At 58.9% G+C, this 18,667-nt stretch carries 18 protein-coding genes; 8 read left to right on the top strand and 10 right to left on the bottom strand.

From position 1 onward, the window contains the following. Window positions 1-27: 27 nt before the first annotated feature. Entirely contained in the window at window positions 28-1,311 is a 1,284-nt protein-coding gene (locus MARHY_RS00490) for an MFS transporter (protein ID WP_041654420.1), read from the bottom strand. A gap of 245 nt (window positions 1,312-1,556) precedes the next feature. Between MARHY_RS00490 and MARHY_RS00485 the strand changes: the two genes are divergently transcribed. From MARHY_RS00485 to MARHY_RS00470, 4 genes are all read left to right on the top strand, one after another. After that, window positions 1,557-2,459 carry a helix-turn-helix transcriptional regulator gene (locus MARHY_RS00485; protein ID WP_014420089.1) on the top strand — a complete coding sequence of 301 codons (903 nt, stop codon included), beginning with the start codon at window positions 1,557-1,559 and terminating at the stop codon, window positions 2,457-2,459. Window positions 2,460-2,468: 9 nt separating this feature from the next. Further along, window positions 2,469-4,229 (top strand): ExeM/NucH family extracellular endonuclease, encoded by a 1,761-nt coding sequence (locus MARHY_RS00480; protein ID WP_014420088.1) that lies wholly within the window; start codon window positions 2,469-2,471, stop codon window positions 4,227-4,229. 96 nt (window positions 4,230-4,325) lie between these two features. Further along, window positions 4,326-5,216 (top strand): alpha/beta fold hydrolase, encoded by an 891-nt coding sequence (locus tag MARHY_RS00475; protein ID WP_023008084.1) that lies wholly within the window; start codon window positions 4,326-4,328, stop codon window positions 5,214-5,216. Window positions 5,217-5,340: 124 nt separating this feature from the next. Then, entirely contained in the window at window positions 5,341-6,384 is a 1,044-nt protein-coding gene (locus MARHY_RS00470; RefSeq protein ID WP_014420086.1) for an AraC family transcriptional regulator, read from the top strand. A 1-nt stretch (window position 6,385) separates the two neighbouring features. Here the strand turns inward: MARHY_RS00470 and queE are convergent, their stop codons facing one another. Next, on the bottom strand, window positions 6,386-7,042 hold the full coding sequence (queE, locus tag MARHY_RS00465; RefSeq protein WP_014420085.1) for a 7-carboxy-7-deazaguanine synthase: 657 nt from the start codon (window positions 7,040-7,042) through the stop codon (window positions 6,386-6,388). Next, entirely contained in the window at window positions 7,042-7,707 is a 666-nt protein-coding gene (gene queC, locus MARHY_RS00460) for a 7-cyano-7-deazaguanine synthase QueC (RefSeq protein ID WP_014420084.1), read from the bottom strand. The genes queE and queC overlap by 1 nt, the downstream gene beginning before the upstream one ends. A 152-nt stretch (window positions 7,708-7,859) precedes the next feature. Here queC and MARHY_RS00455 point away from each other — a divergent pair, with 152 nt between their 5' ends. After that, the gene (locus MARHY_RS00455) at window positions 7,860-8,372 is read left to right on the top strand and encodes a 3'-5' exonuclease (protein WP_014420083.1); all 513 of its coding nucleotides are present in this window, start codon (window positions 7,860-7,862) and stop codon (window positions 8,370-8,372) included. Here the strand turns inward: MARHY_RS00455 and MARHY_RS00450 are convergent. After that, a complete protein-coding gene (locus MARHY_RS00450; protein WP_014420082.1) occupies window positions 8,341-8,577 on the bottom strand; it encodes a hypothetical protein in 237 nt (78 codons plus the stop codon). The two genes, MARHY_RS00455 and MARHY_RS00450, sit on opposite strands and share 32 nt — an antisense overlap. A 552-nt stretch (window positions 8,578-9,129) precedes the next feature. Between MARHY_RS00450 and MARHY_RS00445 the strand changes: the two genes are divergently transcribed. Further along, window positions 9,130-9,402 (top strand): hypothetical protein, encoded by a 273-nt coding sequence (locus MARHY_RS00445; protein ID WP_011783683.1) that lies wholly within the window; start codon window positions 9,130-9,132, stop codon window positions 9,400-9,402. Window positions 9,403-9,436: 34 nt separating this feature from the next. Here the strand turns inward: MARHY_RS00445 and MARHY_RS00440 are convergent, their stop codons facing one another. From MARHY_RS00440 to MARHY_RS00430, 3 genes are read right to left on the bottom strand one after another with little or no spacing between them, the layout of a single operon-like run. Next, a complete protein-coding gene (locus MARHY_RS00440; protein WP_011783682.1) occupies window positions 9,437-9,850 on the bottom strand; it encodes a response regulator in 414 nt (137 codons plus the stop codon). A gap of 26 nt (window positions 9,851-9,876) precedes the next feature. Continuing rightward, window positions 9,877-10,422 (bottom strand): hypothetical protein, encoded by a 546-nt coding sequence (locus tag MARHY_RS00435; RefSeq protein ID WP_022991825.1) that lies wholly within the window; start codon window positions 10,420-10,422, stop codon window positions 9,877-9,879. Continuing rightward, window positions 10,412-13,960 carry a 7TM diverse intracellular signaling domain-containing protein gene (locus MARHY_RS00430; RefSeq protein WP_041654418.1) on the bottom strand — a complete coding sequence of 1,183 codons (3,549 nt, stop codon included), beginning with the start codon at window positions 13,958-13,960 and terminating at the stop codon, window positions 10,412-10,414. Before MARHY_RS00430 ends, MARHY_RS00435 begins: the two co-directional genes overlap by 11 nt. Window positions 13,961-14,061: 101 nt before the next feature. Between MARHY_RS00430 and MARHY_RS00425 the strand changes: the two genes are divergently transcribed. Continuing rightward, window positions 14,062-15,153, top strand: coding sequence for a hypothetical protein (locus MARHY_RS00425; RefSeq protein WP_014420077.1), 1,092 nt, complete (start codon window positions 14,062-14,064; stop codon window positions 15,151-15,153). Window positions 15,154-15,179: 26 nt separating this feature from the next. On the opposite strand, the gene MARHY_RS00420 is transcribed toward MARHY_RS00425, so the two are convergent. The 3 genes from MARHY_RS00420 to MARHY_RS00410 form a co-directional block, all read right to left on the bottom strand. Continuing rightward, complete coding sequence (locus tag MARHY_RS00420; protein ID WP_022991822.1) at window positions 15,180-15,407, bottom strand: hypothetical protein; 228 nt, start codon at window positions 15,405-15,407, stop codon at window positions 15,180-15,182. A gap of 162 nt (window positions 15,408-15,569) precedes the next feature. Further along, window positions 15,570-16,856 carry an EstA family serine hydrolase gene (locus MARHY_RS00415; RefSeq protein WP_014420075.1) on the bottom strand — a complete coding sequence of 429 codons (1,287 nt, stop codon included), beginning with the start codon at window positions 16,854-16,856 and terminating at the stop codon, window positions 15,570-15,572. A gap of 71 nt (window positions 16,857-16,927) precedes the next feature. Then, entirely contained in the window at window positions 16,928-18,151 is a 1,224-nt protein-coding gene (locus tag MARHY_RS00410; RefSeq protein ID WP_014420074.1) for a sensor domain-containing diguanylate cyclase, read from the bottom strand. Window positions 18,152-18,286: 135 nt separating this feature from the next. Between MARHY_RS00410 and MARHY_RS00405 the strand changes: the two genes are divergently transcribed. Beyond that, on the top strand, window positions 18,287-18,667 hold the full coding sequence (locus MARHY_RS00405; protein ID WP_041654417.1) for a c-type cytochrome: 381 nt from the start codon (window positions 18,287-18,289) through the stop codon (window positions 18,665-18,667).

Below are 18,667 nucleotides of genomic sequence, written 5' to 3'. Positions count from 1 at the left end.
TATAATTGGGGAAAACCGAAAGCTGCGTCAACCGGCCTGACGCAGCTCCTCCTGCATTTCTTCCACTTCCGGTGACTCGTGAAACTCGGTGTTCCGGGGATCCATCTCGGTCAGCACCGGTGAGGTTTCCGGCATGGTCGGAACGAAATGCTCCTGCTCTTCCACCGGAACATCTTCGGTGTGGCTGATGCGGTAGCTGGTAATCACCGCCAACACCAGAAGGAACCCCGCATTGCCATAGAACAGGCCAGCCGGACCCAACAGGCTGATCAGCTCTGCCATGGCAATGGGGCCGATGACACTGCCAATACCGTAACTCAGCAGCAAGGTCGCACTGGCCGAGACTATCCGGTTGCTGTCCATACGGTCGTTGGTGATCGCCACGGCAATCGGATAGATAGTGGCCGACAGGCCGGTGAACAGCCCTACCAAAAGCGTGAGTAAGGCCAGGTTACCGGCGCCAAGCACCGCCACACCGCCCGCGGAAGCCGACGCGGCCACCGCCACCCAGAACATGACCCTGCGCCGGTCAAAACGGTCGCACAGCCGTCCCAGCGGCCAGGCCAGAAGCATGGCCGCCACAATCGCGCTGGCCATAAAGGTAGAGGTGCGCGCCACATCCAGGCCAACCAGCGTGGCGTAAACCGGCCCAAGGGCATAGAAGCCACCGATCATCACCCCACAGATCAGCGCCCCGGCAACGCCCGAAAACGATTCGCGCGCCAGCTTGAACACCGACATGCGGCTGGCCTGTTCAATAACCGGCGCCTCCATCCGGGTCAAAGACAACGGAATCAATGCCAGCGTCAGCAACATGGCCGCCAGCGAGAACGGCAGGAAGTTGGCCGGGTCACCGACATTGACAATCAACTGGCCGCCGGCGGCAGAAAGATAGAAGACAATCTGATAGACCGCGAAGAGTGCGCCGCGATTCGCGTTGGTGGCCCGACTGGAAAACCAGCTCTCAATGACCACCAGCACCCCGGCAATACTGAACCCGGACAGCACCCGCAGCACGGCCCAGAACACCATGGAAATAGCCATCGGATACATCAGTGCGGTGACCGCCGCCATGGCTGCGAACACCGCAAAGGCACGGATGTGACCCACCCGGCCAATAATCTTGTGCACATACAAGGTGCCAAGCACAAACCCGATGGAGTAGCACACCAGCACCCAGCCGATCACATCTGGCGAAACCTCTTCAATACTCAGGCGAATGCCCAACAGAGTCATCAGAAAGGCGTTGCCACTGACCAGAAGGACAATACTGAGTATCAGCGCTGATAAAGACGCAACCATTCGGGTCATCGGAATTCTGCCTGTCGCGATTACAGTGGGTAACAAAAAGAAAAGATAGCAACATTATAGATTGTCTGCTGGCGAGCATTTAACCAACCTCTTTATAGCCGCGCCACTAGGGAGTTGCCGAGACCCCGAGCCCGCACTGGCAGGCCATTTGACAATGTTTTACATTAATGGGTCGTAACAGACCCGATTGGCGGGAGCAGGTAACATATTTGCCATGCAATCTACTGGACCGTGAGCGCCTGGTTATGAAGAAAACGGACTGGCCCATTCGTTGGGATTTACTGCTTCGCTATCGCCTGATCGAGATTATCGCCCTGTGGGAGGGTCGGCTGACCACCAACCATATCTGTCACAGCTTTGGTATCGGTCGACAGCAGGCTTCCAAGGACATCAATACTTATCTTCGTGAACTGGCTCCCGGCAATCTGGTCTACGACCGGCACCTGAAAGGCTATGTCCCCTCTGACAATTTCAAGCCGGTGGTCACCCGGGGCGCCGTATCCGAGTATCAGGATCTTCTGGCCCGCCAGCAGAATCTGAGTGATACTTTCTCCGATCTTGAACTGGGCCTGCCCGGCAACGCCGTCATCCCGGAGGCGGCCCGCCATATAGAACCGGAAGTTATGCGGGCCGTGGTGACCGCTACCCGTTATCATCGCCAGCTGAAGGCGAGCTACGTATCACTGAGTCGCCCGGAAGCCGCCGAAAGTGTGCTGGAACCCCACGCTCTGGTCTGTTCCGGCAACAGCTGGCACGTTCGGGCATGGTGCAGCGCCAACCGGGAATTCCGGGATTTTGCCCTGAGTCGCTTCCACGGCCGTATTGAAGCCCTGCGTCAGAAAGCCCGGCACAACGCCCAGCAGGATGACGACTGGCAGCGGCAGGTGACACTGGAGATCACCCCGGACCAGCGCCTGACCGAAGCCCAGCAGAAGATCATCGCCCGCGACTACGGCATGACCAATGGCCTGCTGCACATCGAAACCCGAGCAGCCCTGGCACCCTATGTGCTGTCCCGACTAGGCATCACCTACGAAAACAGCCACCCAGACCCATTGGTTCAGCAGCTAGAACTGGCCAACCCGGACCAGCTCGGTTTTGGCAGCAAACGCGAACGGGCACTCAAGGCGGTGGCCGGTCTCTGCTAGACTGGCCCCGTGACCAGACCGCTCCAGACCTTTACTGCCCTTTTTTACCTGGGGCTCGTGTTATCGGCGACGCCACTCCAGGCGCATGCCGATAACCGCTGTGGAGCTTCCGCCACGCCCATCCATCAGGTACAGGGCACCGGCAACCAATCCCCACTGATCGGCCAAACCGTGACCGTAGAAGGCATTCTTGTACTGGATGCCCGAAAACCTGGCGGCTTTTCCGGATTCTACCTGCAGCAGGCCGATCACCAGACCGATGACAATCCAGCCACCTCAGAAGCACTGTTTGTCTATACCCGCAAAGCCGCTGGCACCGTGGGTCAGCGGGTGCGGGTTACCGGCACCGTCAAGGAGTTTCACGGCCTGACCGAACTGGCACCGGTGCACAGCCTTTCAGTCTGCGGCCAGGCACCCCTGCCAGCGCCGATCAACGTATCGCTACCCTGGTCGCAACCGCCCGAAAGCCTGGAAAACATGCGGGTGCGTTTCGACGAGCCCCTGACGGTCATCGATAATTACAACCTGGCCAGGTACGGCGAGCTGGCATTGGCGGCCAGCGATCAGGTGATTGCCACAGAACAGTTAGCGCCAGGTCCGGCTGCCCGCACACTGGAACAGCAAAACCTGGCGCAACGGATAACCCTGGACGACGGCCTGGGCAAGCAAAACCCGACGCCGGTGCCCTGGCTATTAGAACGCGATACCGTTCGGGCCGGCGATATCGTGTCAGAACTGGAGGGCGTACTGGATTACCGCTTTGGCCAGTGGCGGGTTCAACCGGGCGCTGTACCACGTTTCCAGGCCCGTAACCCCAGACCACAAGCGCCGACCAAATCAACGGACAGTATCCGGATCATGACCCTGAACCTGCAGAACTACTTCAATGGCGACGGGCAGGGCAAGGGCTTTCCCACGCCACGGGGCGCATCATCGCTCGAGCAGTTTCAGACCCAGAACCGTAAACTCGCCCGAACCATCCAGGACGCGCACCCCGACATCCTTGCCGTGACCGAACTGGAAAATGACGGCTACGGCCCAGACAGTGCGGCGGCTGGCCTGGCCCGGACGCTCGGCGCTGATTGGGCAGTCGTACAGACGCCGGGCCGGGACGGCAACGATGCCATCCGCACTGCCTTGCTGTATCGGGAATCCCGGGTCCGCCCCACTGGCCCGGCTTACAGGCCCGGACCAGGCGAACTTCCAGGCGCGTCCCGCCCGCCACTCGCCCAGGCATTCCGTGCCCGGGGAAGTGAGCTGACGTTCTGGGTGGTAGTACCACATCTGAAATCAAAATCCTGCCGGCATGCAGCGGCCCGAGAACAGGATCAGGGCGACGGGCAGGGCTGCTACAACCGGCAGCGGACCCTCAGCGCCAACGCTATCGTGATCTGGCTCCAGGCACTGGCCGGAGATCCCGAAACCACACCCGTACTGATCACTGGCGATCTCAACAGCTATGCCCGCGAGGCGCCGGTCAAACGGTTCCAGGAAGCCGGTTTCACCAGCCTGGTACACCAGTATTACCCTTGCCTGCCAATGCAGTGCGAGCACTATACCTACCGGTACCAGGGCCAGAAAGGTACCCTTGATTACGCGCTTGCCAGCCCGGCACTGATGCCTTGGATTGAGCAGGCGCAAACCTGGAACATCAACGCTGATGAGCCCCGGGCGCTGAGCTACCGTCAGACCCCGGATCAGTCGGGCCCGTGGCGATCGTCTGACCACAATCCCGTGCTGACCGATCTGAACCTCACTCCCACCCGCTGACTTGCTGCACCGCCTCCGGAGTCCGGCAGCCGGGCAATAGCGCACGGCCCGCGCCGCGTTAAACTGACAAGGCATTCACAGTAATGAGGTATGCCCGTGGCATCGATCCCTGTACCCGATCTCTGGCCCATGGCCCGAACCGGACAACGCTGGCTGCTCAGAGCCAAACGCCGGGAAGCCGGTGTGGACGGTCATCGCATGATTTTTCTGGAACGCGGCCGGCCCGGCCCGGGGCGTCCGACCCTGGTGCTTATCCATGGCTTTGCCTCCATGAAGGAGAACTGGGCGCTCTGGATGCAGAAGCTGCCTTCGCACTGGCATCTGCTGATTCCGGACCTGCCGGGGCTGGGCGAAAGCCAGTATCAGCCCGCGGCCAGCTATCGCTACGAACGCCAGGCAGAGCGGCTGAGGGACTGGCTGTCTGAATACCCGGGCGACAACCTGCATCTGGCGGGCAGTTCCATGGGCGGTGCCATTGCCGCGATCCTCGCCCATAAGCTGAACCAGCCACCCCGCTCGGTCACACTGCTCAATAGCGCCGGCATTCCGGAACACCCGGATGTGGATATCAACGCGCCCTTCAAGTCTGATCGCGATGCCATTCTTATTCCTGGCGACTGGGCCGGCGTTTACCGCATGTTCAACAGCGTCGGGAATGGCAAGCCCACGGTACCCGGGCTGGCCATGACCGGCCTGCTGGGTCCCGACCTGCTCAAACGGCAAGCGTCGCTACGGCATATTTTCAACGATATGCTGGCCGATGCCCTGGCCCCCGCGCGATTTCTTGGCCCGGACACTCCACCACTGCAAGTGCAATGGGGTGATCGCGACGTGATCACACCAACCCGTTGCGTAGACTGGTTTCGTACCGCTACACCCAATGCGGAAGTTCACGTGTTCCCGGGTGTCGGCCACCTGCCCATGCTGGAGCGCCCGGGCCAATCCGCCAGGGTGTTGCAGGAATTTGTTCAACGACAGGCGAGATAAAGCAATTGGCCTCTCTGGCCCATTGACCCGTCAGCGAAGTCATGGGGCTCAACCGTGCAAAGCGCCATAATCGGTTCCAACGAGCTCCCTTACATAACAACAACACACGCTGACGAGGAACATCATGCGCGCCTCTGTTTCCAATTCTCAGGATCTGGGCATGCCGGCCATCTACCTGCATACCCTGGCCGAGCTGCTTCATACCATTGGTGTTGATGACCGGGACCTGATTCTGAGAGTCGGGCTGGATCCCACCCGGCTCAATTCCACCGAACTTCGGGTCAGCCAGGCCCAGGCCAGCGAGTTTGTGACCCGGGCCATCATTGAAAGTGGTGAACCTGGACTTGGTATCCTGCTGGCAAGGGAGCTCAAGCTGCCCCTGCATGGTGCACTGGGTACCGCTGTCATGAGCAGCCGCACGCTGGCCGAGGCTCTGGAGCTGATGACCCGTTATCTCACCTTGCGGGCACCGCATCTGAAGGTAGAGAAGCGAGTCGCAGGCAGCAATGTCTGGTACGCGGTCAAATGCGATATCGAGCTAGGCCCATTGCAGGGATTCGTTCTGGATGCCGTGCTGTTCGGCTGCGTTTCCATGGGGGCACAACTCACTGGCAGCCCGGTGCCCGGGACACAGGTTTTGCGCCGGGGCCCGGAACCCAACCACTTTCACCGGTTCCGACGCTCCATCGGGGTGCCGGTGGACTACGGCGCCAGTGAAGATGCCCTGGTGATTCCTGCCAGCCAGCTCAATCTGCCTGTGCAGTTCAGTAACGATCAGTTGGCGGTCAGTTCGCGGGAACAATGCGAAACGGCACTGAAACAACTAAAAGAAGATGCCGGGTTTGCCTGCCGTGTTCGACGGGTGATCGAAACCAGCCACCCGTTTCCGCCAAAACTGGCCCGGGTGGCCTCCACCCTGTATGTTTCAGAGCGCACCCTCAAACGCCGGCTGCAGGAAGAAGAAGCCAGCTTCCAGGCCCTTGTGGACCAGGTCCGCCTGGAGCGCGCACGGGATCTGCTGGCCAGCACCACCATGAATCTGAGCCAGATTGCCGACAGCCTGGGCTATGCCGACGCCGCCAATTTTACCCGGGCGTTCAAACGCTGGACGGGGCTGAGCCCCAGCCACTTTCGCAACCGGGAACTGCAGACCGCAGAAACCGCCTGACTCAGTCGATGCCCAGAATCTTGTGCATCTGCAAGGTTAACCGCCATTGCGGATGCGACAGGCAGTAGTCGGTGGCTTTGCGGGTATTGCTTTGCTTGATGGCATCCGGCCCACCCTCCGGCACAGACGGTGAGGCCATAGGTGACAGGAAGTAATGCCTCGCCCGGATGTGCAGAAATCGCTCCGGTGGCGCCAGCGGCTGCGGGTAGACCAGCTTCAGCTCATCACACTCGGCAATGACCACCTCGGCATCGGCTTTCGGGCTGACACACAGCCAGTCGATACCTTCGGGCGCGGGCAGTGTGCCGTTGGTTTCCACCCCAACCTCAAATCCGGCCCGGTGAAAGGCCGTGATCAAAGGCTCATCCAGCTGCAGCAAAGGCTCACCACCGGTACAGACCACATAGGGCCGGCCAGGAGCATCCGGCCACAGTGACCGGATATGGGCGGCCAGGGCATCCGGGGTGTCGAAGCGGCCGCCATTCTGACCATCGGTACCGACAAAATCTGTGTCGCAGAAATTGCACACCGCATTCGCCCGGTCTTTCTCACGCCCCGTCCAGAGATTGCATTTGCTGAACCGGCAGAACACCGCCGCGCGTCCAGCCTGGGCGCCCTCACCCTGGAGCGTGTAAAAGGCTTCCTTGACGCGGTACATCAGGCAAGACGCTCGTAGGCGAGTGGATCGGTGACGCCATTGGCGGCAAAGGCCTCCAGCCGCTCGACGCAGGAACCACAACGCCCGCACGCCTTGTCGCGGCCGTTGTAGCAGGTCCAGGTCTGGCTGTAATCGAGGCCCAGCTTGAGCCCTTCTGCCAGGATCTGGCCCTTGTCCATGGCCATAAAGGGTGCCTCAATGCCCACGGGCTCGTAGTTAGCCACCCGGCACACGGCATCCATTTTTTCAACAAACTCCGGCCGGCAATCGGGGTAAATGGCATGGTCCCCGCCATGGGCCCCATACCAGACCGCGCCCGCTCCGGTGGTCACCGCATACCCGGTAGCCAGCGATAACAGGATCATGTTGCGGTTGGGCACCACCGTGGCTTTCATGGTGTCTTCTTCATAATGGCCTTCAGGCACCTCGATGTCAGACGTCAGAGACGAGCCGGACATCACCTCACTCATGGCACGGATATCAATCACTTTGTGGGGAATACCTTCAGCCTGGCAAACCGCCGCTGCCACATCCAGTTCCCGCACGTGGCGCTGGCCATAGTTGAAGGACAGGGCATGTACCTTGAGCCCCCTGGCGCGGGCCAGGTGCAACAGTGTGAAAGAATCCATACCACCGGAATAGATAACGACAACGGAGTCAGTCATGAGGGGTCAGCACCAGTTTTTCAGAAGGGTGTGTCATCGGGCTTTTACAAAGCGTGGCCATATTGTAACAGTGACAAACCGAGTTGGGTTCGCGTCCTGGCAAGATCAGGGGTAAACTCGAAAGAAAACGACAAAGCACCAGCACCGATTCAATGAGCTCAGACTTCAGCCCGGCCTTTATTGACTTTGAGGCGTCCAGCCTCGACCTGATCGCCAGCTACCCGATTGAGGTAGGCATCTGCATGCCCGACGGGGCACTGCACAGCTGGCTGATTCAGCCCCATGTGCTCTGGCAGGACTGGTCTGAAAGCGCGGAAACCATTCACGGAATTTCACGGCAACGGCTGGTGCAGGAAGGCATGCCGGTTAGCGAGGTGGCTCAGCAATTAAACGAGTTGTTGCCGGAGCAGGTATTCTGTGACGCCTGGACCTTCGACAGCTTCTGGCTACACAGGCTGTTCCGGGCTGCCGGTGAGGTTCCGGCATTTCAACTGGAATCCATTTCCATGCTGCTCGACCCAGGCCAGGTACGCCACTGGTCAGGCATCCGCCAGCAGGTGATTGCCGAACTCGGGCTGCCCGTGCACCGGGCAGCCAACGATGCTCTCATCCTGCACAAAACCTGGGAACGGGTTATTTGCCGGGGCGAAGCCGCAGTGCAATAACTTCCAGGCCATCTCGGATGGTATGAAGTGTCCAGTAGGTGGCCAGTGCCATCAGCGCGGCGCCAGTAACCGTAAAGGACAGGTTCTCTCCCACCACTTGCCCCTGCGCCATCACCAGATAAACGGCAACCGCGACAATCAGGGCAATCTCGACAATAAAATCAGAACGGAACTTGTTACGGGCAGGTCCGGGTTCTTCGGGCATTTTCTTCGGTTTCAACCTCTGGATATCAATTGGATAACTGAATGTATTGAGTGATTGAATTATCGCCAAAGCCGCCATAGATGGCTGTACGAAGTAGTGGCTACGAACTTTCCGAGATGGCAAAAAAAAACGCAGCCCAACGGGCTGCGTAGAAAGGAGAGATCCATCCGATACCTGCCAGGCAGGTACCGCGGATTGCACAACGTAAAAACACGTGACAAGGCGAAGTATGAGGATTTCCCGCCGGTGCGTCTGTACGGGTTTGCCGAATGAACAGGGCTATTGCAAACCGTCCAATTGCCGATACACTGATGACTGAACCGAATCCACAGAGCCGATATGACCAGGATGATTTCAAAGCACACCGTATACTCAGCCGCCGGTTGCCAGATTGGGCAGGCCGTGCGTGCCATGGTGAAAGACAGCTAACGGCTTTCGGTCAGTCCCGGGAGCCGTTGCGGTAACCGGGGCAGCTTCTCCGCCAGACCCCGGTTGCCTGTGAGGCTCCGGGGTTTTCTGTTTTTGCAGCCGCAAAACGACAAGGAGAACATCATGAGAAGACATCCGACATCACGTGCAGCGAACCAGCCCATGACCAATCGTCAGGCTCCGATCAAGCGCCCGGAGAAGCTGCCGCTGCTGGATGCAATCTGCAAGAAACTCAATCAGCGAGTCAATCTGGATGACGAGCAGCGGGTGCTGGGTCTGTATGAGCGGGGCTGGATTTTCAAAGGCGTACTCAGCAATCTGGACGGCGCCGAAGCCCGATATGTCCGGGCTCTTGCGACCCGCTACAATTCCTGGATTGCCCGCCAGGTAGCCTGATCAGACGTGCCGCCAAAGCCGCAGGCTGAACCGGTCAATGATGCCGGTTCAGCCCATCCATCATCGACAGATCACCGCCATGGACCATGGCGTAGTTGTTCACCACATCGTAAATCTTTTCCTGGGAGTAGGGCTTCACCACATAGCCATTCGCGCCGGCACTGATGGCACGTTGAATACTCTCAATGGAATCGTCTGCGGTGACCAGCACAATATGCTGGTTCTCCCGAACCTGTTTGAAACGGGTCATCAGTTCGTGACCGTTACCATCCGGCAGTCCCAGATCCAGCAGAATGATCTGGAACTCACTGGCCTCGAACGCCGCCCTGGCAGAGGCAGCATCCGCACATTCAGACACGCTGGTAGCACCGGCTTTGTAAAGCATGTCGACCAGACGCTCCCGCATCACCGGCTCATCTTCGACCACCAGTACTCTGAGATCACTCATTACACTCTCCTGTTCTGTGCCCTGGCTCAGTAGGTATCGTTGCCGGTTCGGCGCGGCAAGTCCAGAGGTGCGGGCCCGGGGCGGACATCAACCGGTTCATCACCGGCGGGCCCGCCATGGTCACCGACGGACGGTGGCGCGGTCACCCGGGTGAGAATATTGGCAATGCTGACTGCCGTTGTATAGAGGGAAATGGAGACAATCAGCAGTACCGGCTGCACAAAGGCCACAAAGCCCGGAATCTCCGAGTTCCCGGTCATACTCAGGATCAGGATGATGGCCGGCCCAAGGACCACGAACAGCGTCAGGGCAATAAAAAACACAATCCGCTCTTTGTAGCGCCCCAGATCGCGATTGGTCACCAACCCCAGCACAAACTTGCCGATAGCCAGGCCGGCCAGAATCGCCGCAGCAATACTCAGGTCGGGCCGCATCAGGGACTGGTACAGGTTGCCATCCCAGAGCCGCTGCATGGCAATGACAAGAAACGGAAACAGTACGAACAGTATGTCGGCGTATGTGCCATACATCATGCTCAGGGAATAATGTTCCTGTTTTTGGTTATCGCTCATTGGCCTGTTCCTTTGTGGTTTTCGACGACCTCTGGTGACCCTCAAGGGCCCGGTCAATCATGGCGTTCAGGATGGTCAGTTCCTGTCGAATCATCCCCCTCTCTCCGGGGCTTGAGCGTACACATCGCTCAAGTATCCCTGCCTGTTCTGTCATCAACGGATAGCCCATGGCACCGGCTGTGCCCTTGATCTGATGGCTCTCGGACTGCAATTGCTGCAACTGTCCCTGGGCCAGTGCGGCTTCCATGCGACGCTTTCGCTCAGCCAGGCCATCCAGGAAACGGTTCACCAGCGGACTAATGTCATCGTCAACCGCCTCGCCGACCCATTGTTCCACCGGCAGATAGCGATCCAGCAGAGCCTGCAGGTGGGCATGGTCAATGGGCTTGTTCAGCACCCCGTCGCAACCGGCCTCCAGCAAGGCTTCATTCTCTGCCTGATCACCAGCGGTAAAGGCAATGATCGGCCGCCGGAAGCCCGCCTGGCGCAAAAGCCGGGTGGCCGCAACGCCGTCCATGCCGGGCATGTGGCGATCCATAAGCACCAGTTTCACGGTTTCCGACAGGGCCCGGCGAACCGCCTCTTCCCCATTGGTCACCAGCAAGGGCTCTGCGCCGGTGCGGCGGAGCATCCGCTCCACCAGCCCACGGTTATCATCGTTGTCTTCGGCCACCAGCACCTTGCCGCTGTACCGGTGACCCGAACCCACCGCCGTTTCCGCCGACAACGCCAGGTAACGGGCCAATACCTCGTAAAAGCGCTGCTTGTCGATGGGTTTGGCCAGGTGATCATTGCATCCCGCCAGACGATATTCAGCGATATCCTCGGCCATGACATTGGCCGTAAGCGCAACCACCGGGGTGTTAACACCTGCTTCCCGCAACGCCAGGGTGGCATCCCGGCCATTCATCACCGGCATCTGGATGTCCATCAGAATCAGATCGAAGTGCTCGCGGGTGGCGCGCTCCAGGGCTTCCGCGCCATTACTGACATGCACCAGCTCGGCACCGGTGCGCCCCACCAGCAACGACACCAGCCGGCGGTTTACATCGTTATCCTCGGCACAGAGGATGCGGCCCGACAACCGGGGCGCCATGACCATGGCAATGGCCCGGCGCCGCTGGCTGAATTCCGAGGCATCCCGCAGGAAATGAACCTGCGCGAGTTCACCGGTGCTGATGCACACTTCAAATTCACTGCCTTCACCATAGGTGCTGGACACCCGGATATCGCCGCCCAGCAGTTCCGCCAGCCTCCGGGATATACTGAGGCCGAGCCCCGTGCCGCCATACTGGCGGGAAATTGCGGTGCTGCCCTGGGCAAAGGGGTCAAACAGACGGTCCAGCTGTTCAGGCTTCATGCCAATCCCGGTATCCACCACCCGGGCGTAAAGCTTCTCGGCGCCCCGGTCACAGCGAATAATCAGGGAGATAGACCCATTTTCCGTGAACTTCAGGGCATTTCCGCACAAATTAATGATAATTTGTCGGTAACGGGTTGGATCGGTCCGGATCTTCTCGGGCAGGGGATAATCGCAGATGATACTGAAATCCAGGCCCTTTTCCCGGGCCCGGGGGGCGAAGAAGGCGCGGATTTCATCCAGTAACTCCGGCAGATTGACCGGCACCACATCAACATCCAGCTTGTTGGCGTCGATCTTTGAGTGGTCGAGGATATCGTTCACCAGCTCCAGCAGGTGACGCCCGCTGCGAACCACCGTTTCAGCACTGCTGCGTTTCTCGGTTTCGTTCAGATCCGGGTCCAGCAGGGTTTCGCCATAGCCGATGATTGCCGCCAGCGGGGTCCGGATTTCATGACTCATATTGGCCAGGAACTGGCTCTTGGCCTGAGCGGAATTCCGGGCCAGCTCTTTTTCAAGCCGCTCCTGCTCCCGCTCCCGCTCGATCTGCAGGCGCTGATGGCTCTCGGTGGCGTCAATACAGGTGCCTTCGAGATGCATGGGCAGGCCCTCAGCATCATACACCGTGTGCAGGGAGATAGTGGCCCAGCGCTCCTCGCCCTGACGGGTCAGGTAACGGGCCTCAATCCCCTTGACCGTGCCCCGGGCTTCCAGTTGCTCGACCACCAGGCGCCGCAACCGCTCGTCGGCAATGCAGGTTTCCAGCACATCCGGGTTTCGCACCAGCAGCTCACGGCTGCTGCTGTAGCCCAGCAACTCGGCCATGGCCGGGTTGGCGGTTACAAACCGCCGTTCCGGAGACATCTGGAACACGCCCTCAATGGCGTTATCAAACAGTGACTGGTAACGCCTCAGGTTCGCCAGAGCGCGCTGGTTCCAGGCCAGGGCCTCGCCCTGAACCTGCTTGATTCGGTCAGCCAGGGCAAAGGAAAACAGGATGATCTGGGCCGTCAGGCCGAACTGTGGCGAATAGCTGGTAAAGGTATTCAGCGGCAGGTAACCCATCACCGTCAGCGCATAGATACCAAACCCGATCAGGGCCAGGGTCCAGGCAAAGAAATAAGAGCGTGCTGCCGGGTTGTAATAGCGCCAGGACAGATAACTGACCACAATCAGAATGATACTGAGCAGAATCGAGCCGACCACAATCCATTCCATGGCCACCGAATAGGGCATGAAAAACGACAAACCAAAGGTGGTGATGACAGAGGTCAGACATAACCGGAGTACATGATCCAGATCGGGCGAGCGTTGCCGGGTTTCCAGCAGCGAACGGGCCATTAACAGGCCAAAGAACCAGGTCAGAATAATCTGGAAATGGAGGTATTCCTTGTTGAGCAAGGCTGGCCGGCTATCCAGCAACTGAACCCCGTGCACCTGTTCGGTACCGATGAATACCGCCGCACATACCAGGTAGAGCACGTAGTAGATGTTGCTGCGCTCCCGCACCGACACCGCTACAAACAGGTTGTAAGCCAGGATAGCCAGGATGGCACCCAGCAGCAGCCCGCGTACGGCTTCGTCGATGGAGACCTTTTCTATGTAATTGTCCGGGTGCCAGAGGGTAATCGGCAGGCGGAAGGTGTTGGTGTTGGTAATGCGCAGGAAAACCGTGGTGACGGTGTCTGGCGACAATCTGAGCCGAAAGGTCGGGTTTGGCACGGCCAGATCCCGTTCGTCCCAGCTGTCCAGATACCCGGTCTGGCGTTGTTCCACCAGTTGCCCATCCCGAACCAGATACAGCCGAACGTCGTCCACCAGTGGCAGCGCCAGCTCCAGTATCCAGTCCGACCGCGAGGTTAAACGGCGGGTGCTCAGGTCGAAGCGGGTCCAGTAGGCCGAGCCGGTATAACCGAAGTTAAGCACTCCACCCTGGTGACGGGTCAGCGTGTCCTCGCCTACGGCGCGAACCTCATCAATCGTCAGTGACTGCTCAGGATCTTCCAGGTACCACAGGCACTCGCCCAGATTCGGAATGCTACCGGTGTTGTGATCCAGCATGATCTGCCCATCCCGGCAGGCATTCTGGGCCTTCGCCACAGATGGCAAAACCAGAGCGGCCAGAAACAGGAGCAGAACCACCGTCCGCACCGGGATATGGGCAAACCGTTGCTGCAAAATGTGATCTCCGCGCGGGTAGCTGCGTGCTTTATCGTTTATTGTCAGCACTCGTCACTTTAGCCGTTCACACGCTTTTTCGCACCCCGGGGTCACCTGAAATGAGACATTCCTGCCTTTTTGCCGCTGTTTCACTCACGTTACTGACACTCAGCGGTTGTCGGGTAGACAGTGGCGGCGATTCCTCATCGACGTTGAATCCGGCCAGTAATGTTGATCTCACCTTCAGAACCTTTGACCTCGCGGATACAGACCGTGCCCCGAACACCCTGAGCAAAACCCGGTTTGCTGATTTCTATCCCGGTATCGAGCCGAACGGTGCGGACCAGACAGAGGACTACCAGGCAACGGCTGCCGAAATCCGTCGCCATATCGACCGGTTTATCGGTGGCGAGCCCACCAGCGACGAAAAAAGCTACCGCAAGGTTCGTAACCCTCTCGATCTGATGAACCAGGTGATCAGCGTAGGGCGCGTCGATAATTTTGATGAAGGGCGGGACTATATCCGCAGGCGCATTGAAGCCGGTGAGTCAGGCACCTATAACTCCCGCTCCAATCAGGCCTCCATCCGATTTACCGATCAGGCTGCGACCCTTGAAAACCGACCTCTGAATGCCCGGGAATGGCGTTATCAGACTCTGGACTGGCGCTATCAGGCTGGCAGCGAAACCGGGCATGTTTATCGCACTGTCCAGTATGTTGCCCGCAGCGTCGACGCTGAAAACCGGGATCAACAACCACAATTGCTGAGCGTTCTCGCAGGCTCAAGGTTCAGTGCAGCGTCATTCAGCGCCATTGGCTACAACCAGCCGGAATACGCGACGGCAGACTACGTGTCACGGGACTACGGCGGCATCGAACTGCGCCAGGAGTTCATCGGAACGACCCAGAAAGATACCTTGTATATTAAAAGTCCGGATCAGGCGGTCATTGATTTCAGCCGACACGGCTTCAATATGGAGGACGACAGCCCGGACTGTCTCCGCATTGAACTGGATTACGGCATGAGCAAGGTCCATCTGTTCGTCTCCAACGACGAACCGGCAAGAATTCCGGATCCAGAGGAAGATCCAGCCGATTACGAGAACGCCGATGACATTCCAACCGTCAGCAATCCGGCAAACTGTGCCAATCAGCCGGAAACGGAATTCCTGATGTCCTGGAATGCAGAATCAACACCTGACCGACAGTAGCAATCGTCTCTGCAGAACTGGGCCTGTTACAGGTCCCAGTTCTGCAGAAAGCCCTTTTTTCGGCAGATCATCCGTTCGTAGGTGGAAATCATGATGGCTGCGTGGGGGGCTTTGGTCAGGCGCAGGGTTTCAATACGACGCTCCAGGCGCTGTACCTCATCGCAGATCTGCTGTTGCACGTGGGAACGCACACTGTCGTGCTGATCAAGCTTGACGCTACGCTGCTCAGGCGGGGGAAATTGCGGCTTTTCCATAGTTAACCTCGTCCAATGAGTGTGGAAAACATCCTTATTGATTGATACCAAGTGTGCCGAACTGTCAGACAAAGTGCAATTACAATGAACAAGCTTTCACTTTTTTTGACAGATTCTGGCGTCAGGCCTTGAGCGCCAAGGCCTGACGCCTTAATGAAACGCTCAGGCGGCCACCAGTCTCCGCTGGTTTTCCGGCAACACCGGGAACTGTTTGCAGACAGTGTAGACGAAACGAGCCAGGGCTGGTAAGTGATGACCCACAATCGGAAAACCGGTGTTCAACAGGCTGACGGAAATGTCCCGGGCCGGGTCCGCCCAGCACAGTTTATTGATCAGCCCGACATGGCCAAACGCATAGCGGCTTTGCTGGCCCCAAAGGCCAACAGGATTGCTGCCCAGCATCATGCCGGCACTGAATCGCATGGGCACCAGCATGGTCCTGTCCATCTGCAGTGAGCCAAATTGCTGGATGGCACGGCGAACCGTGAGTTCACTGCAGATGCGCTTGCCATCCCAACTGCCACCATTGAGCATCATCTGAAAGAAGCGCCCCATTTCTTCGGCCGTGCCGCACAGATTTCCGGCGGGGATCACCGCCTCCTGGAAGCGGGGGTCGTTGGTGACTTTCTCCACCGTCCGGATATCACCGCCCAAGGCGCGGTTCACCACCCAGGACACCGGAAACCGGGGTGTCGGCCCGGTCGCATAATTGCTGGCCAGCTCGTGCAGGTGTTCGGGAGCTATGCCATAGGTAAACCATTTCATACCCATGGGGCGGCGCAGGTAACGATCCAGGTAGCTTTCGATAGTGTCGCCGGTTACCTTTTCCAGAACCCGCTGCAACACAAAGCCACCGGTAATGGCATGGTAGGCCACCTTGGCGCCGTCCACTTCGACTGGCTTGGCGGCGCAGAGCAGCCGCCAGATTTCGTCGCGGTCCCAAAGCACGTCGATCGGGGTTTCCCGGGGTATCGCGGGGATACCGCCCCGGTGGGAGAGAATCTGGTGCACGGTAATCGTGCGCTTGCCGTTACGCGCAAATTCCGGGCAATAGTAGGACACCGGGTCCATCAGGTTGACCAGCCCCTGCTCGGACAACATATGCATCAGTAACGCGGTGACTGCTTTGGAGGCGGAAAAGAAACAGATCGGGGTGTCGGTGGTCATGGGAATGCGCGGCAACGAGGCCGGATCGTGGGGACCATTACCCCGGGCGTGCCCGATCGACCGGTGCAATACCTGCTCACCCCGATAACGCAGTGACAACTGAATACCGGGATGCACGCCCGTTCTGTAAAGGGCCTCAACACTGCGCCAGACGGCTTCGGCGGCATTGCTGTCGAGCCCGACCCGATCCGGATGTTCACCGGCGGTGTCGCGAAATGTCACCGGGTTCAGGTCCCGAGGCACATTACAGGTATGCAGGGCACGGCGGGCGAGTGAATGCATGATAAACGCCTTATCAGTCTTGTTATTGGTTGGTGCGCCAGAGGTTTTTCGACCGGGGCCGGAAAACGTGACTATCTGAAACCATTATGGACTGACTGAACCGCCTGTGCCATGGCGATACAGTTCCGACCCTGCTTTTTGGCCCGATACATCGCCTTGTCGGCAGCAGCGCAAAGTGCATCCAGGGTATCGCCATGGTCGGGAAAAACCGCCACGCCAATACTGATGGTCAATCGAATGTTGTGACCGGATTCCAGGGCAACCGGGTGATTACAGACACGCTGGCGCAACCGCTCAGCCGTTTCCTCCGCTTCGGCAACGTCCATTTCTGGCAGAATAAGGACAAACTCCTCGCCCCCGAAACGGCCCAGGGTATCAACGCTGCGAACGCTGTCCTCGAGCAGACTGCTGATGGAACAGAGCACGGAATCCCCTGCAGCGTGGCCCCAGGTATCGTTGATTTCCTTGAAGTGGTCGAAGTCGATCCACAACAACGCGAGGGGACGGTTGTACCGACGCGCCCGCTCCAGCTCTTCGATCAGCACCCGTGAGCACTCCCGGCGGTTGAGCACGCCGGTCAGTGAGTCCCGCGTCGCCAGTGCTTCGAGCTCGTTTTCCAGCTGCTTGCGGTCGGAAATATCCAGAATAATGCCCTCAAGCACCATGGTGCCGTCATCATCCAGCACGCCGCAGCCCCGCTCCCAGACCCATATCTTCCGTCCGTCCTTGCGGGTAATGGCGTACTCGACGGAAAAGGACTCATCTTTGCGGACCGCCGCTTCCACGTCCTGCGCGACCTGTCCGGCGTCTTCCTCATCCATCAGGGCCGCGTAGCTGGTGATTCGATTACGAATCAGCTCCTCAGGTTGATACCCCGTGAGATCGGCACACCCGGCCGATACGAACAACATGGTCCAGTCTTCGTCGGGCAGGCAGCGGTAGGCCATACCGGGCAGGTTATCCATCAGCACCGTCAGCTGTCGTTCACGGCGACGGAGCGCCCGGCGCTGGTCGGCTTGCAGGGACAGCAGCAGGCGATCCTTGTTGAGCTGGCGCAGAATCACCGTGAACAGCACCAGGCCGGTCACCACCACAAACAGGACCCCTTTCCAGGTCTGTACCAACGACAACATGCGGGGATCTGGAAACCAGAGCTCGACGATACGATCCGAGAAAGTAATCCAGATAAACCCGGCCACCAGATACACCAGTGTTGTCCACAGCGCCCGTCTTCGCGGACTGTGGCTTTCCTTCAGTCGGGTCAGCCCCGGATAATCCGGCCGTTCTGGCTGCATGCCAATTTCCTTGTCGCCTCAAGCTTCCTATACAAAAAATAGACAGTTACGGCTCATGAGTCGAGAAGGATTTGCAGTTTCAGTCGGGATCGATGACACTAAACGTGACACATGATCGCGTTATGGATAACAAGAATGAGATTGCACCAGCATCTGCCTCGGGCCATTGTGGCCACCATTACCATCGGCCTGGCTGCCTGTAATGGCGGTCACAGCCCATCCGCTGCCGTTCAGGCCCATGCCGCCAACAGCAGCCCGGCGAGCCCGGAACTGGCCGCGGTTTACCAGCGGTCCTGCCAGGCCTGCCACGCCCGAGGCACCTCGGATGCCCCCTTGACCGGCCACGGCGAGGCCTGGCAGCCAAGGCTGGCCAAAGGCATGGAAACCCTCGTGGATAACGTGGTCTCTGGTATCGGTGGCATGCCACCCTACGGGCTCTGTATGGACTGCAACGCCGAGCAGTTCCGCCAGCTGATTCGCTTTATGGCCACACCCGCCGAAGCGGAGGACCACTGA

The organism is Marinobacter nauticus ATCC 49840 (genome assembly GCF_000284615.1).
GTDB lineage: Bacteria > Pseudomonadota > Gammaproteobacteria > Pseudomonadales > Oleiphilaceae > Marinobacter > Marinobacter nauticus.
Note: the sequence above shows the minus strand (reverse complement) of the source record. Positions and strands in the feature narration are given on the sequence as shown.